At 58.6% G+C, this 14,315-nt stretch carries 13 protein-coding genes; 6 read left to right on the top strand and 7 right to left on the bottom strand.

Features of this window, described 5'->3' with window-relative positions; translation table 11 throughout:
- Positions 1-214: 214 nt before the first annotated feature.
- The 3 genes from ACR3FF_RS16555 to ACR3FF_RS16545 all read right to left on the bottom strand — a co-directional run bounded on the left by ACR3FF_RS16555 (position 215) and on the right by ACR3FF_RS16545 (position 1,672).
- Entirely contained in the window at positions 215-652 is a 438-nt protein-coding gene (locus tag ACR3FF_RS16555; protein ID WP_458189201.1) for a universal stress protein, read from the bottom strand.
- Positions 653-805: 153 nt separating this feature from the next.
- Positions 806-1,384 (bottom strand): VIT1/CCC1 transporter family protein, encoded by a 579-nt coding sequence (locus ACR3FF_RS16550; protein ID WP_458189218.1) that lies wholly within the window; start codon positions 1,382-1,384, stop codon positions 806-808.
- Positions 1,385-1,672 carry a DUF211 domain-containing protein gene (locus ACR3FF_RS16545; protein ID WP_458189200.1) on the bottom strand — a complete coding sequence of 96 codons (288 nt, stop codon included), beginning with the start codon at positions 1,670-1,672 and terminating at the stop codon, positions 1,385-1,387. It lies immediately after the preceding gene.
- Positions 1,673-2,416: 744 nt separating this feature from the next.
- On the opposite strand from ACR3FF_RS16545, the gene ACR3FF_RS16540 reads away from it, so the two are divergent.
- The 4 genes from ACR3FF_RS16540 to ACR3FF_RS16525 all read left to right on the top strand — a co-directional run bounded on the left by ACR3FF_RS16540 (position 2,417) and on the right by ACR3FF_RS16525 (position 7,119).
- Positions 2,417-3,853: a dihydrolipoyl dehydrogenase gene (locus ACR3FF_RS16540; RefSeq protein WP_458189199.1), complete on the top strand. Its 1,437-nt coding sequence runs from the start codon at positions 2,417-2,419 to the stop codon at positions 3,851-3,853.
- A 108-nt stretch (positions 3,854-3,961) separates the two neighbouring features.
- Positions 3,962-4,318: a DsrE family protein gene (locus tag ACR3FF_RS16535; protein ID WP_458189198.1), complete on the top strand. Its 357-nt coding sequence runs from the start codon at positions 3,962-3,964 to the stop codon at positions 4,316-4,318.
- A 430-nt stretch (positions 4,319-4,748) separates the two neighbouring features.
- Complete coding sequence (locus ACR3FF_RS16530) at positions 4,749-5,573, top strand: helix-turn-helix transcriptional regulator (protein ID WP_458189197.1); 825 nt, start codon at positions 4,749-4,751, stop codon at positions 5,571-5,573.
- Positions 5,574-5,694: 121 nt separating this feature from the next.
- Positions 5,695-7,119, top strand: a complete 1,425-nt coding sequence (locus ACR3FF_RS16525; RefSeq protein WP_458189196.1) for an FAD-binding oxidoreductase — start codon at positions 5,695-5,697, stop codon at positions 7,117-7,119.
- Between the two features lie 288 nt (positions 7,120-7,407).
- On the opposite strand, the gene ACR3FF_RS16520 is transcribed toward ACR3FF_RS16525, so the two are convergent.
- On the bottom strand, positions 7,408-8,037 hold the full coding sequence (locus tag ACR3FF_RS16520; protein ID WP_458189195.1) for a CPBP family intramembrane glutamic endopeptidase: 630 nt from the start codon (positions 8,035-8,037) through the stop codon (positions 7,408-7,410).
- A 991-nt stretch (positions 8,038-9,028) separates the two neighbouring features.
- Between ACR3FF_RS16520 and ACR3FF_RS16515 the strand changes: the two genes are divergently transcribed.
- Positions 9,029-9,952, top strand: a complete 924-nt coding sequence (locus tag ACR3FF_RS16515) for a sulfite exporter TauE/SafE family protein (RefSeq protein WP_458189194.1) — start codon at positions 9,029-9,031, stop codon at positions 9,950-9,952.
- Between the two features lie 57 nt (positions 9,953-10,009).
- Here ACR3FF_RS16515 and ACR3FF_RS16510 read toward each other — a convergent pair whose 3' ends face one another.
- The 3 genes from ACR3FF_RS16510 to ACR3FF_RS16500 all read right to left on the bottom strand — a co-directional run bounded on the left by ACR3FF_RS16510 (position 10,010) and on the right by ACR3FF_RS16500 (position 12,774).
- Positions 10,010-10,348, bottom strand: coding sequence for a DsrE family protein (locus tag ACR3FF_RS16510; protein WP_458189193.1), 339 nt, complete (start codon positions 10,346-10,348; stop codon positions 10,010-10,012).
- A gap of 307 nt (positions 10,349-10,655) precedes the next feature.
- Positions 10,656-11,213: a cysteine hydrolase family protein gene (locus ACR3FF_RS16505; RefSeq protein WP_458189192.1), complete on the bottom strand. Its 558-nt coding sequence runs from the start codon at positions 11,211-11,213 to the stop codon at positions 10,656-10,658.
- Positions 11,214-11,544: 331 nt separating this feature from the next.
- A complete protein-coding gene (locus tag ACR3FF_RS16500; RefSeq protein WP_458189191.1) occupies positions 11,545-12,774 on the bottom strand; it encodes a CaiB/BaiF CoA transferase family protein in 1,230 nt (409 codons plus the stop codon).
- Between the two features lie 581 nt (positions 12,775-13,355).
- Here ACR3FF_RS16500 and ACR3FF_RS16495 point away from each other — a divergent pair.
- The gene (locus ACR3FF_RS16495; RefSeq protein ID WP_458189190.1) at positions 13,356-13,985 is read left to right on the top strand and encodes a class I SAM-dependent methyltransferase; all 630 of its coding nucleotides are present in this window, start codon (positions 13,356-13,358) and stop codon (positions 13,983-13,985) included.
- Positions 13,986-14,315: the final 330 nt, after the last annotated feature.

The following is a 14,315-nucleotide window of genomic DNA, read 5'->3' as shown; positions in this document are numbered from 1 at the left end:
GCTTCCAGCCGTGTCGGTCGTTGGCCGGCCGCGTGAGCGTGACCGTGGTCTCACCTGTCGCAGGGTCCTACTTTGGGACTCCTGCCCGTCGTCGTGCTCGATGACGGTTTCGCGTAAGGGCGACACCAATCTCAGAGACCACCGAAGCGCCTAGAACAACGCGCTGGTGTGTGTCGTGAATCGGTACGCACACGGAGCTGTCACCGCTTCGTGACTACGATTCAGTGTCCGGTACACGGGCCGTTAGCACCGGGACGTCGGATGTACGGACAACCTTCTCGGTGATGCTGCCGAGGAGATAGCGATCGAGCCCCGTCCGACCGTGCGTTCCCATCACGATGAGATCGATATCGTGTTCGTCGGCGTAGTCGAGAATCACCTTGTAAGGAACGCCTAGATCGAAAAAGCCCTCGGTCGTACTGACTCCTGCGTTAGTAGCCCGTTCGACGACATCGTCTACCATCTCCTGTGCGGAATCTTCGAGCGATGAAAGTATGGTTTCGAATTCATCTTCTATCGCGAGCATGTTCACGTCGATGACGTGGAGCGGATGTAGTGTTGCATCGTATGTCGTTGCGAGATCGATGGCCAACTCGACGGCCCGCTCTGAACCTTCGCTCCCATCGGTCGGCACGAGAATCGTATCGTACATACCTGATGGGGTTCGGTCGCTTCACAGTTAACGATTTATCGATTACCGTCGGAGTGACAGAACGAGCCGACATTCGGCCGGACCACTGTCGACCCTAATGCAATCGTGACCGAATCGGGATTGATAGCGAGACTGTCAGTCGTCTCGATGGTGTCATCCCGGTAAGACCACGTTCAGTAACGCGACGACGATGCCTGCGATCGCCATCCGGATACCGGCAACGTACCAGCTCTGTTCCGAGATCGATCCCATGTAGGCGCCGAAGACGAAGAGCAATCCGACGCCAATCATCACTGCGAACACGGTCGCGAGAAAAAGCGTTAGAAACGTTCCCACGAAGAGAAACGGTACGACTGGGAGAAGAATCCCGATGAGGGGACCAACTCCACTGAGGACGGCATTGATGATGCGTGCACCTCTGTGTTCGCGATGTAGCTGGGTTTCGTCCAAATCTCGTAGCATCGCCCGCTCGATCTGCCGTCTCTCAGCTCGCTTTTCGGCGCGTTCGATCTCCCAGACGCTCCATACACCGGACGTACTCAGGCCGATGGCGGCTCCAACGCCTATCTTGAAGACGGTGATTCCCTCCGGAACACCCGACAGAAACGACCCAACGGCGATGCCGATACTCGTCAACGTGCCGTCGAACCCGTTCGAGACGAAGTATCGCCGTGAGATAGAACGAACGGAGTCTTTTTTCAATAGTCGTCGAAGCTGGCTCGGCTTCACGATTCAATCCTGTGGTGTTTTGCGTTCTTCGACGATGTACTCCCCATATGCGACGTTATCGATAGAGTGGATACTTCCACCGAGTTCGTCGACGACGTCGCAAATGTCGTCGTACTCGATACCGTCCCCCTCTATCGTGAGTTTGACATTCTCGACTTCCTTGTCGGTTTCGAGCAACGTTACGTCGACCCCTTCTACGCCGTCGCTCTCTGCGATGCGTCGTGCGAGTTCCAGTATCGTCGGTTCGTGAGGTTTCAGTATATCGACGACGATTCGTCGGAGAGAGGTCATCTGCCTACAGAAATGCGAGTGCAACAGTTGGATTTTGGGGTCGTTAGTTCTGGCGTGACGTCCGCACTGTTTTCGGCACGAAACGTACGGTTACAGCGAGTCATCTCGCGAGTTCGGTCTGATTATCTCCGAAAACCAACTTCGTGGTTCTGCACCGGCCGGCTAAATCACGAACTCGACCCAGTCGGCAGTGACGAATTTGTGGCGACATCCTTCGCAGAGATATATTTCGACGACTTGGCCCGTAGAAAGGTGAACGTGGTACTGTTCGACCAGGTACTCCTCTTCCCCACAGTTGGTGCATGTCACGGGTAGATCGACCTGTCAGGTGCGGGGACTACGACTACCGTCGATATAACTCTCACGCGCATCGTGCAAACTAATTTCGAGGCGAACGCCCTCGGCCTTCACCGTGAGAGGACTGACTGGAAACGGATGTCGATGGTGTATCTGCCGGCGTGCTTGCCCCTTCTGGGTTTCTTTTCGTGATGGCGACTAGGAACACACTCCGGCTCATCGAATCGAGTCTGTCGGTGATTTTCTTTCCCGTCCGTGGATAGAGAGAACGCCGTCCCGTGCCGGATGAACGCCTCGGCTGTCTGTGTACTACCCCGGCCTGCTCGCACGCCGGCACTCGCTCGTCGAGGGGGTGGCGTCGCACCTCGCGTAAGCTAACAAACGACCGAGTGCACCGAGTTCTTCCAGCCAGCTAGCCTATTTCCCTGGCGCATGTAGGCACTTGACATGGACGAATTCGATTTCCTCGTCATCGGCTCAGGCTCCGGCCTGGACGTGGCGAACGTCGCAGCGAATCGAGGACAGTCCGTCGCCGTGGTGGAGAAGGGACCGCTCGGCGGAACCTGTCTCAATCGCGGCTGCATCCCGTCGAAGCTGCTGTTGTATCACGCTGACGTTCTCGAAACGATCGAACGTGCCAGCGAGTTCCATATCGATGCAGACGTCAACGACGTCGCGTTCGCCGACATCGTCCGTGAGGTGAACGAGGAGGTAGACGCCGACGCCGAGTCCATCCGTCGGGGATTACGCTCGTCGTCGCAACACGACCTGTTCGTTGGCGAAGGGCGGTTCGTCGACGAGCGGACCGTCGAGGTTTCCGGCGGAGAGGACGACGGCGCGTGCCTCCGAGCGGAGACGGTTCTCGTTGCGGCCGGTTCCCGACCCGCCATCCCCCCTATCGCCGGTATCGAAGACGTCGACTACCTGACGAGCACGGGAGCACTCAGATTGGAAACCCCACCGGACCATCTCGTCATCGTCGGTGGCGGGTACATCGCAGCCGAACTTGGACACTTCTTTGGGACGTTCGGAAGCGAGGTGACGATAATCGGCCGGCGACCGACCCTCCTCCCCGAGGCCGACGAGGAGGTGGCAGATGCGTTCACCGACCGCTACGCCGACCGGTTCACCGTCCACACCGCCCACGCGGCCACCACGGTCACGGAGACCGATGGTGTCGTGACGGTAGAGGCTCGTTCGTACGAGTACGGCGACGACGCAGGAATCGTCGAAGACGCCGACCCGGTGACCGTTACTGGAGACGAACTGCTCATCGCTGCTGGACGAGTTCCGAACTCCGATACGCTAAATCTCGCTGCGGCTGGCGTCGAGACGGACGACCGGGGTTTCATCGAGACCGACGGGTACCTGCGAACCACTGCCGACGACGTGTGGGCGCTCGGCGACATCGTCGGGGAACATCTGCTGAAACACAACGCCAACCACGAGGCCCGTACAGTCGCGCGGAACGTCTTCGGCAGCGACCTCGAACCCGTCGACTACAGTGCGATGCCGTTTGCCGTCTTCGCCGCTCCCGAAGTCGCGGGTGTGGGTGCGAGAGAGGAAGAACTCCGTGCAGCGGACCGCGAGTACGCCACGAACACGTACCGGTACGAAGATACCGCCCGAGGAGACGCGATGAAAGCGACAGGTTTCGTGAAGGTACTCATCGATCTCGAAGGGCAAATTCTCGGCTGTCACATCATCGGTCCGGAGGCCTCGGTGCTCGTTCAGGAGGTCGTGGTTGCGATGAACACCGAATCGGGGACGGTACAGGACATACGGAACGCCGTCCACATCCATCCGGCACTCCCCGAAGTCGTCCAACGAGCGTTCTCCGGACAGTTCACTCGGGGTGACAGTACCCACCAGCACACCCACTAGAACGCCATACTTTTCCGTTGAATTGTCCCCAAATTCCGTATCGCTTGTGCGTGTGTCGCTCCCAACCGAGTGTAGTTTTTAGCCGCATAGCCAGTAGGGGAGTTCACAATGACGAAAGCAGCAGTCATGATTCTCGCCGACACCGAATCGCACGCCGACAGAGGCCGTCTCCTGAACGGTCTCGAGACAGCCACCGAATTCTTCGAGGCCGAGGGTGACGATGTCGAACTCATCTTCGACGGCGCCGGGACGAAGTGGATTCCCGAACTGGAAGACGAGGACAACGACTACCACAACCTCTATCAGACTGTTCGTGACAACACGGCTGTCTGTGACTACTGCTCCGGCGCATACGGCGTCGAGGACGCAGTCAGTGATGCCGGTGTGGTGACACTCGACGACCACGACGGCCACCCGAGTATCCGGTCGCTCGTGAACGACGGCTACGAAGTCATCACCTTCTAGCCGCGTTTTCCGATTTTCACGTACTCCCGAGGTGTATTGGAGCGAGAATCGCGAAAGCAACGGCGAAAGCGACGAAGCGTGCCTCGCCGGAACTCTCCGGTGCTGATAGGACTCTCGTTTCGTTCCACCGAGCCAGCGGAAAGAGGCGCTTGTGGGGGCCATACTCTCCTTGCCCGTTACCGTCGGATTACAGACAGGGAGAGGTGGCGAGGTGTTGTTTCGACGCTATCGAAGGGACACGGACGCGTGTCTCCCGTTCTGACTGGAGGGATAACACGAACCCCCTGGTCTGAGAGAACTCTGTCGGTCAGGGTTCGACGAAGTCCGAGCTGTGACCCCTCGTCTCCTCGAAACGCGGTAGTGACTTCCCTACCGTCTCCGGCGTGTCGCCCCACCATCGACTATATACTTTTGCCGCCGTATCTAGACCATGGAGTCCGCAATCGAAGCCATCGAATTCCTCGCGAGGTCGAACCACCGGGTTGGGGTGCTCGAGGAACTGACCGATGCTCCTCGTGAGCGGGCGGAGCTTCGGGCCGCGACGGGTGCCTCCTCGCCGACAATCGGGCGCATCCTCACCGACTTCGAAGAACGGCGATGGATAGTCCGGGACGGTTTGACGTACGAACTGACTCGGTTGGGCGAGTTCGTCGCCAACCGGTTTCTGGGCCTCCGCGAGGCGATGGAGACCGAACGCAAGTTACGCGACGTCTGGCGGTGGCTGCCACGAGAGATGGACGGGTTCAGTGTCGACCTGTTCGCCGATGCCGTGGTCTCACATCCCGGACCAGGATACCCGTACGAACCCGTCGAACGAATCACACAGCTCATCCAGGGAACCAGTCGAATGCGGGGGTTCGACAGTATCGTCTTCAAGTCGATCAACAACGAGACGGTCTGCCAGGCCGTCCTCGACGGCATGGAACTGGAGTACGTCTACTCGCCGACCGCGCTCGAGGGAACCGTCGCCTGGAACCCCGAACGAATCACGGAGGCCGCCGCCCGTGAGAACTGCACTGTTTTCGTCCACGACGACCTCCCCGACGGAAACCGGTGCGGTCTCGGCATCGTCGACGACCGGGTCGGTATCTGCTGTCACGATATCGAGACCGGGGCACTCCTGGCTGTAATCGATACGGACGCCCCGGAGGCCCGCGAGTGGGCTATCTCGACGTTCGAGCGCGTCCGGAGAGAGGCGAAGCCGGTCGAACCGCAGGCGTTCGACACACTCGTCTCCTCGGAACTCACCTCGTAGGACGCTCTCACGGGGCAGGTCCTCTCGGGTTCGCCACGGAGCTGGACCCGTCTTTCACGCAGTGAAATATTTCACGAGGTATTTACATTTCTCCGCGGAGCGTAGCGAGCACCGAGGAGTCATGACCCAGACTACCATCGCGACACGCGAAGGCCCACCGACCACGATGGCCCGGGAGACGGTCGAGGCATTTCGACACCGTCTGCGCGGCCCGCTTCTCTCCCCCGAAGACGACGGCTTCGAGGAGGCCGTTCGTCTCTGGAACGGGATGGTCGAGAAGACGCCAGCGCTCGTCGTGCAGCCGACGGGCACAGCCGACGTCGTCGCCGCGGTCGACTTCGCCCGTGAACACGACTTATCGCTCTCGGTGAAAAGTGGCGGCCACAACATCGCCGGCACGGCCCTGACCGACGGCGGCCTCACTATCGACATGTCCCGACTCCGTGGGGTCCTCGTCGACCCCGAGGCGCGAACCGTGACGGCCCAGGCTGGTTGTCTCTTAGGGGACGTCGACCGGGAGACCCAGCTCCACGGGCTGGCCACGCCGTTGGGCTTCGTCTCCGAAACCGGTATCGCCGGATTGACGCTCGGCGGCGGCTTCGGCTACCTGACCCGTCGATTCGGCTGGACGGTCGACAACCTGCTCGAAGTCGAAATCGTCACCGCGGACGGCACGGTGAGACGGGTCAGCCGCGAGGCGAACGCGGAGCTCTTCTGGGCGATTCGCGGTGCCGGGGCGAATCTCGGCGTCGTCACGTCGTTCACCTACCGTCTGCACGAGGTCGGCCCGACCGTCTACGGGGGCCTCATCGCCTGGCCGTTCGAGCGGGCCGACGAGATTCTCGGAGCCTATCGAGAGATTACCGCCGAGGCGCCCCGCGAGCTAACGGTATACCTGCACCTCCTTCGGGCCCCTCCGGTTCCATTCGTCCCCGAGGAGTGGCACGGGGAGCGAATCTGTACCATGGCCGTCTGCTACAGCGGTGACCGTACCGACGAGGTACTCGCCCCAATCCGAGCACTGGACGACCCCGTCGTGGACCTGCTCTCTGAACAGCCGTACACTCGGGTGCAGTCCTATCTCGACGCGACCGAGCCCGATGGGAACCACTACTACTGGAAGACCGAGTTCGCCGCCGAGTTGACCGCCGACCTCCTGTCGACCATGCGGGACCTGGCCGCCGAATGCCCCATCCCGGGGGCACGAATTGGCTTCTTGCACATCGGCGGCGCCCTCAACGAGTTCGACGAGGACGACGGAGCCGTGGGAAACCGCGACGTCCGCTTTGCGTACGGTGTAATCGCCCAGTGGGAGCCGGACGACCCAGACGCTGGAGGGTTCCAGCAGTGGGTTCGCGATGCCTGGGAACGGTTCCGACCCTTTTCGACCGGCGGCAATTACGTCAACTTCCAGACCGCCGACGAGGGCGACAATCGCATTCGGGCGACCTACGGCGCTAACCTCGACCGCCTCGTCGAGGTCAAGACCAGGTACGACCCGGACAACGTGTTCCGCTCGAACAGGAACGTCAGTCCTGATACCTGAACCGGAGGCCGCGAACGGGAGTGATACCTCGAAGAGTCAGAACGTCGCGACGATACGACGGCGAAGAAATTCTTTCGATATCGACGAGGTGTCCAATTCACCACAAATCTCACGAAGAACAGCGATTTCTTCGCCTGAGAACAGTGTTATCGTCCCCTGCAACAAGGCATTCTGGTTCGAATCGGCGTGTGGACGGGCAACGACGCGCTGTTTTCACAGGCCGAGTCAAACGGGTAACTACAAAACGACGCTGTACATCGTCCCGACCGATTCCTCGCATGAAAGAAGTCACCGGAGCTCTGGTGTCCACACAGCTGGATTTAAAGAAACACGCTCCTCACGGAATCGAACCCACTGCACGATAGCAGCCGTTCCGATGAGAATCGCACTGATTCCGACGAGACCTGCTTCCGGTCCAAATGATCCGCCGGTGATGAGTCGAGGGCCGACTTGCTCAGTCGCGACGACCGTCACGGGAAGCCGAAGCCCGCTGACAGAAAAACCGTAGACGCTCGATTGAAACCAGTTCCAGGAGATGTGTAAACCGATCGATATCCCCAACTCGCCAGTGAGTACGTATCCGGATGCAAGCATAAAACCGGCGAGGATGATAACGAACGTGCTCGTGAGTGTCGCGTTCGGGTTGAAAATGTGTACGAAACCGAAGATGACAGAAGAACAGATAGTCGCTGCCACGACTGCCACGTTCGAATTCACCAGTCGAAACCACCGGAAACCCTCGGTGAGGTTCGTCAGTAAGTAACCGCGAACCAGCAACTCCTCGCTGATTCCGACAAAAACGAAGATGAGAGCCGAAACGAGCAAGGCATCGAGGAAATCCACTCCAGGTACGGTTCGAAACTGACCGGTTATTCGGATCCACCCGGCCACGAACTCGACCGCGAAAATCGAGGTCATAAGTATCCCACCGAGGGCGAGTCCGAATCCGAAGTCGAGCCACCACGTACGCGAGAAATGAAAGCCGAAGTCCGCGAATATACGGCGGTCGACGAACCGACCGACTATGTAAGTGAGTAGACAAACTCCGCACAGTTCCACGAACGTGAGGAGCAACAGTCGTCCTTCTCGCCCGAATACGTCGAGGTTCAAACCGACGAACACCGGCACTAAGAATGGTCGAATCAATACTATCAACCCAAACGAGAGGGCCCCGAACACGATTGTGGCGACGACGAGTCGCCACGGCAACCGAAGTCGCTGTTCCGTCCTGTTCCAGACGATCGCTGTTACTGACGTGAACACTAAAATGCTGTACGCTGAGACTGTTGTTAATACTTGAGTTCGAGAGACGTTCCGAGCACCACTTCACCTCAGTCGGCGTCAAGCGTTGGTACCGGTATCCTTTCGTCGTTCGTGATGGTAATCGTCGACCCCGCCCCCCATTCGAACCCAGGTGTGTGAGAACGAGAGACAGAGACGACACGCCGACAGCCGTCGTTGATTTCCTCGACCAGTCCCGGTATCAAGACAGGAACGATCGGTCTCATTTACCGAACTGGCGCAGAAGGCCGCGTGCTGGGAGTCCGACTCAGAGTCTCGGGCCTGATCACAGAGCCAGCTTTCGCGAGGACACCTCACCACACGGAATCAGAACTCATTTAAATTATAATATATATTTGAATACTTATATGACACGCGAGCTTTCGTCCTTCCCGACCGTGACTCTCGGACGCTCACGGTGCCAGCGGCGGAACGCGCGAGTGAAACAGACCGCTGGGGAATATTGCCGATACCTGTGAGGGATTTTTTGTACCGGTTCCCGTCTTTCCCCGAAATACGACGGCCATGGAACCTCCTTTCTGTTTTGAGAACGGACTCGAATATCTGCACACGCTGCCGAGACGTTCAGACGGATGAGTGTGCCTTCCGAAGTGGGCGTAGAGAGCGCATGAGTCAGCGTGAATCACACATCAACGGTCAACAGTTCGTCTCGAACCTCTTCGACCTCCAGTACCGCGAGGTGATGATGGTACTGGCGACGTTCGTCGTCGTCGTCGGTTCGGTCGTCTTCTTCCCCGGCACTGAGAACGTCACGAAGGGCGTTCAGTCGAACGTTTCGGTGGGACTTCTCGCGTTGTTCGTCGGTGTCGCAATCGTCGCCGGCGTGGTCAAGGGAATGATCGGATTCGGTTATGCACTCATCACGACGCCCATCTTCGCGTCAGTCATCGACCCGACGCTCGCGGTCGTCGTCCTCGCCATCCCACCGTGGATGATCAATATGTTCCAGATTGGCGAGACCAACACTGGGCTCACGTTCGTCCGTGAGGAGTGGGCGTTGCTGCTCCTCGCCGTGATTGGCTCCGTGCTGGGTGTCTCGTTCCTCGCGCAGTACAGCACCGGCCCCATCGTCCCGTTCATCATCGGCCTCGTCATCTTTGCGTACGTCCTCTTTCAGGTCCTCAGGAACTTCGTGACCATCCAGGAAGCCCACCACCCGATTGCGGTCAGCGTGGCAGGCTTCCTGGAGGGCTTTTTGCTCGCCGTTGCGAACCTCGGTCCGCTTTTGCCCGCTTACTTCCACACCTTCGAGCGTGACGTCGAGCGATACATCGGTGGGCTCTCGATGGTGTTGGGCACCATCTTCACCGTTCGTATCGTCCAGATGGTCTTTTTCACCGACCTCATGACGACGTATCGCCTCTGGCTCGGGTCGGTCATCGCCGTCGTCACCGTCGTCGGGTTGCTCATTGGCACCTACTTACGGCGACTCGAAGTCGACGAACGGAAGTTCAACTGGTTCGTCGTCGCGTTGTTGTTCGTCATCGCCCTCAACATCTTCCGAAATACGGTTCCGGCGCTGTTCCTCTAGTTTGTTCTTCGCGTCCGACCCCGACACTCGGCTCCGCGTCTTCAGAAACGGGAAGACTCAGGGTTTGATGTACGCGTAGCCATCGTCTTGAAGCCGGGTCAGTTCGCCGACACCCGAGGAAACGAGTTCGATCCCGTCTATCAAATCGTCTTCAGTGATAGGCGTCCCGTCGATGGTGTTGCGACACTGCTTGAAGCGGACGCCACGGTCGTTGAGAGTCGCTATCTGCTCACGCTGCGCGGAGTCGACCGTCAAAAGTTCGAGACCGCCGCTGTTGGCGACGAGGACGAGGCCGTCTAGCTCGATGGTCTCGTCGTCGAGGAGATTGGCGATATTTCCGACGACGCGCTCGTGGAGTTCGGGGTCGTCGTTCGAGTGGTGGAACACTGCCTTCATGCGAGTAAAAGTGGTGCAGTGAGTCAAAAGAATTGATTCGACGGCAACAACGCGGTGGTATCTGAGACGCTCCGTTTCCGTATCGCAGGCACTGAGCCCCCCCTTTTTCGACGAGCACCGATGGCGTGAATAGAGACGGTGCCGATAGGAGAGCGGAGTCTACGGTCTGGCTGCTATTCGGCATGAGACGATACTCACTGCGGTCGACGTGGGCTATCGTTCGATTCCAGGGCAGTTCGACGGGCAGAAACTTTCGACGGAAGTCCCGGGACGTGGACACCGCTCGCCGCGAGGCCGAACCGGGTACTCATATCGCGGCGGCCGATTCCCACTCGTCGACCAACGTTTCGCTGGTCGTAATTTCTGCGCCGTAAACCTCTTCGAGGTACTGGAGCCCGTCTTTGTGAGCCACCTCGCTGAACGCATCCGCGCCGTCGGACGGAACGGCGATATCGTAGCCGCGAAAGAGCGCGCTCGCAGCGGTGTGTCGCACACACATGTTCGTGTGCAACCCGGTCAAAACGACGCGGTCGACGTCCAAACTCCGAAGGTGGGCGTCGAGGCCGGTCTCGTAAAACGCGTCGTAGAACCGCTTTTCGAACACGTCGTCGCCCGCCTGCGGTGTGAGTTCGGGAATCACTTCGGCTCCGTCGGTCCCGCGCATCGCGTGTTCGCCCCAGATTTTCAGTTCGAAGTCCTCGGGTCGGTGAGCGTCGTTGACGTAGATGACGGGAACGCCGGTGTCACGCGCTACCGGAAGGAGGTCGTCGCTGATCGTCGGGACGATGCGTCCTGCGCGCTCCGCGGCGATGACCCCGGTCACGAAGTCGGTAACCATATCGATGACGAGAAGTGCGTCGCTCATGGTACGTTATCACGTCACACGATTGGTGGCCGTCGGAGATAAGCCTTTCATCACCCGTAGACGGAGTTACCGAACACCCAGACGCGAGTCCAGTGTCACGGCGAGAACGGGGAGGGCATCACGTTGTGGATAGAGGGGCCCGAATCGAGTTCGACAACGTAGCGGGGGTGTCGACCGAAATCGGCGCGCTCTGACACTCTACGCCAAACGAGTCTCGGTATCCAGTCACCCGGTGTCTCCTCTGAACCAACGAAAATATAATTCTAGTGACGTATTTGTCACGCGAACAGTCCTCCTCTATTTAAACGTGCGCCTGTACAGCCGACAACAGTCACTCTACCGCATCGAGCGTCCGTAAATCGTCGATTTCGCTTCGACTGTATCCGTACTCCAGTAAGATTTCCTCCGTGTGCTCTCCGAGCCGGGGCGGATGACGCTCTATTGTCGTCGGTGTCTCTGAGAAATGCATCGGACTTCCGGGCATCTCGATGGTGCCAGCAGTCGGATGGTCGACCGTCTGGTGCATATCGCGTGCTTTCACCTGCGGATTATCGAAGACTCCCTCCATGTCGGTCACCGCAGAGGCGGGCACATCGTGGGCGTCGAAGAGTGATTCGAGTTCTTCAGTCGTGTAGGATTCCAATTCTGCTTCGAGAATCGCGTCTAGCTCTTCGCGGTTTTCGACGCGGTCAGCGTTCGTTTCGAACCTGTCATCGGCAACGAGGTCTTCACGGTCGACCGACCGACAGAATCGTGGCCATATCGCTTCCGATGCAACGGCCACCACGATGTATCCATCCGCCGTCGGAAACGCTTGGTACGGTGAAATCGTCGGGTGCTTGCTTCCCATCCGCCCCGGAGCCTCTCCGGTCGCGAAATAGTAGGATGCCATGTAGGTCATCCAGGCGACCTGTCCGTCGAGTAGACTTACGTCGACTTTCTGTCCACCAGTATCACCGACTTCGCGCTCGAAGAGAGCAGCCAAGATTGCTTGCGTGGCGTACATTCCAGCACCGATGTCGGCAATCGCCACGCCGACCCTGACCGGCGGTCCGTCTTCCGTGCCGGTAATACTCATCATCCCACCTTCTGCCTGCATGATGATGTCGTATGCTGGCCGGTCACGGTCCGGTCCCCATTCGCCGTACCCGGTCAGTGAACAGTAGACGAGGTCCGGGTTGTCTGCCCGGAGGTCTTCGAAGCCGAGTTCCCACTCTTCCATCTTTCCAACGCGGAAGTTTTCGACGACGACGTCCGCCTCCGAGGCCAGGTCGCGAAACACGTCTCGGCCCTCTTCGGACGCGAGGTCGAGTGCGATGGAACGTTTGTTCCGATTGACGCTCATATAGTAGGCGCTCTCGTCGCCATCTCCGTACGTGGGCGGATACCAGCCCCGCGTCTGGTCACCGGTGCCTGGGCGTTCAACCTTTATCACGTTCGCCCCGAGGTCACCGAGCTGCATCGTACAAAACGGCCCCACCAGGACACGGGAGGCGTCTAACACGGTGATGCCACTCAACGGGCCAGATTCACCGGAAGAACGTCGCGCTTCTCCTGTCATCACCTCGTCTCTAGTGCAGAGAACCCAGTTATGTCTTCCTCGACGATTACCGTCTGTATCGTGTTCTCCTGGACGCTTGGTTCGCAACTACCGTCTGTGGTATAGACTGCTACAACGGTGGTCGAGATTCGGAGGAGAAAACGGAGGCCAAAATCGCAACCCCGTCAATCGTCACGAGGATGTTCGTTTAGCAGGTGTCACTTCTAGTCTATGACTACTTCGCCGGACGAACGCGGACTCCGGAACGGTCATGCTATACAAAGTGAGACGTTTGAGCCCCAATGCGATAGAAAGTTCCTCAACGGTCCCAGCGCCCGCAATTAGTAGATAGACGAGTTTCGTCCACGGTGTGTGCAACCCGTCCGGCAACCGCAGTAGGTCATCACCTTCGTGTTCGACCTCCATCGACGCATCTGACGGTCGATTCAGGCTTTGTTCTGCGGTGGCCCACCAGCCATCGAACGGCGTCTCTGACGTAAATACCGGTTCTCTCCGAAGTGGAGAATGTACCGTGACCTCAATACGGGGGACCGCATCTCCCGTACCGAACGTTGGTATCCCCGAACATCGTACTGTCGCCCATGCCGAAGGCAGCGCCGTTCGAAGAACACACCGAACAGTACGAAAGATGGTTCGAGGACCACGAGGCGGCCTACCAGTCTGAATTGAACGCTCTGCGTCGTCTCGTTCCGACGAGTGGGTACGGAATCGAAATCGGTGTCGGAAGTGCGCGGTTCGCCGGGCCTCTCGGGATGGAGGTCGGAATCGACCCGTCCGACGAGATGCTCGGGTACGCCCGAGAGCGGGGAATCGACGTAGTGAAAGGTGTCGCCGAGTTCCTCCCCTTCGACGATTCGACGTTCGATACGGCATTAATCGTGACGGCGGTCTGTTTCGTCGACGATATTCCCCGAACGTTGGCGGAGGCCAAACGAATCCTCAAGCCGTCCGGCACTCTCGTAATCGGCTTCATCGACAAGAACAGTTCTGTCGGAAAGAAGTACCAAGAGATGAAAGAGGAAAACCCGTTCTATCGGGAGGCGGTGTTCGTCTCGACCGAGGAACTCGTCGACGCGCTCGAAACCGCGGGATTCACCGAGTTCGAGTACGTCCAGACCATCTACCACTGGCTCGACGAAATCGACGGACTCGAACCGGTAGAAAGCGGACACGGTGACGGGTCGTTCGTTGGAATCCAGGCGACCTACTAGCCGGTCGCATCGAGCGACGAAGACGAACCAGCCGAGAATCACCGGGTGCGAACAGTTTCCTCGGAGCAAACCGTCATCGCGAGAACTACTCGACGGACCCAGACGACACGCTGTCGAGAAGAGACGCAATCGAGAGTGCCAGTATCCTTTCGGAGGTCGCGATAGAGCCTGTCCAAGAAACATCGACGGGATGACTCAGATTCTCTGGATATCGAGCCATATGACATAAATCTTATCTAGCTGAAACTCCTGTACAGCGTAAGGATTCTCATGACGTCCAACTTTGTCCGATACGATCAAGATCAGCAACACCTCCTGCCAAAAAACGTC

The sequence above is a fragment of the Haladaptatus ordinarius genome (assembly GCF_054177595.1).
The sequence above is the reverse complement of the archived record's forward strand: the minus strand, read 5'-3'. Positions and strand labels throughout refer to the sequence as shown.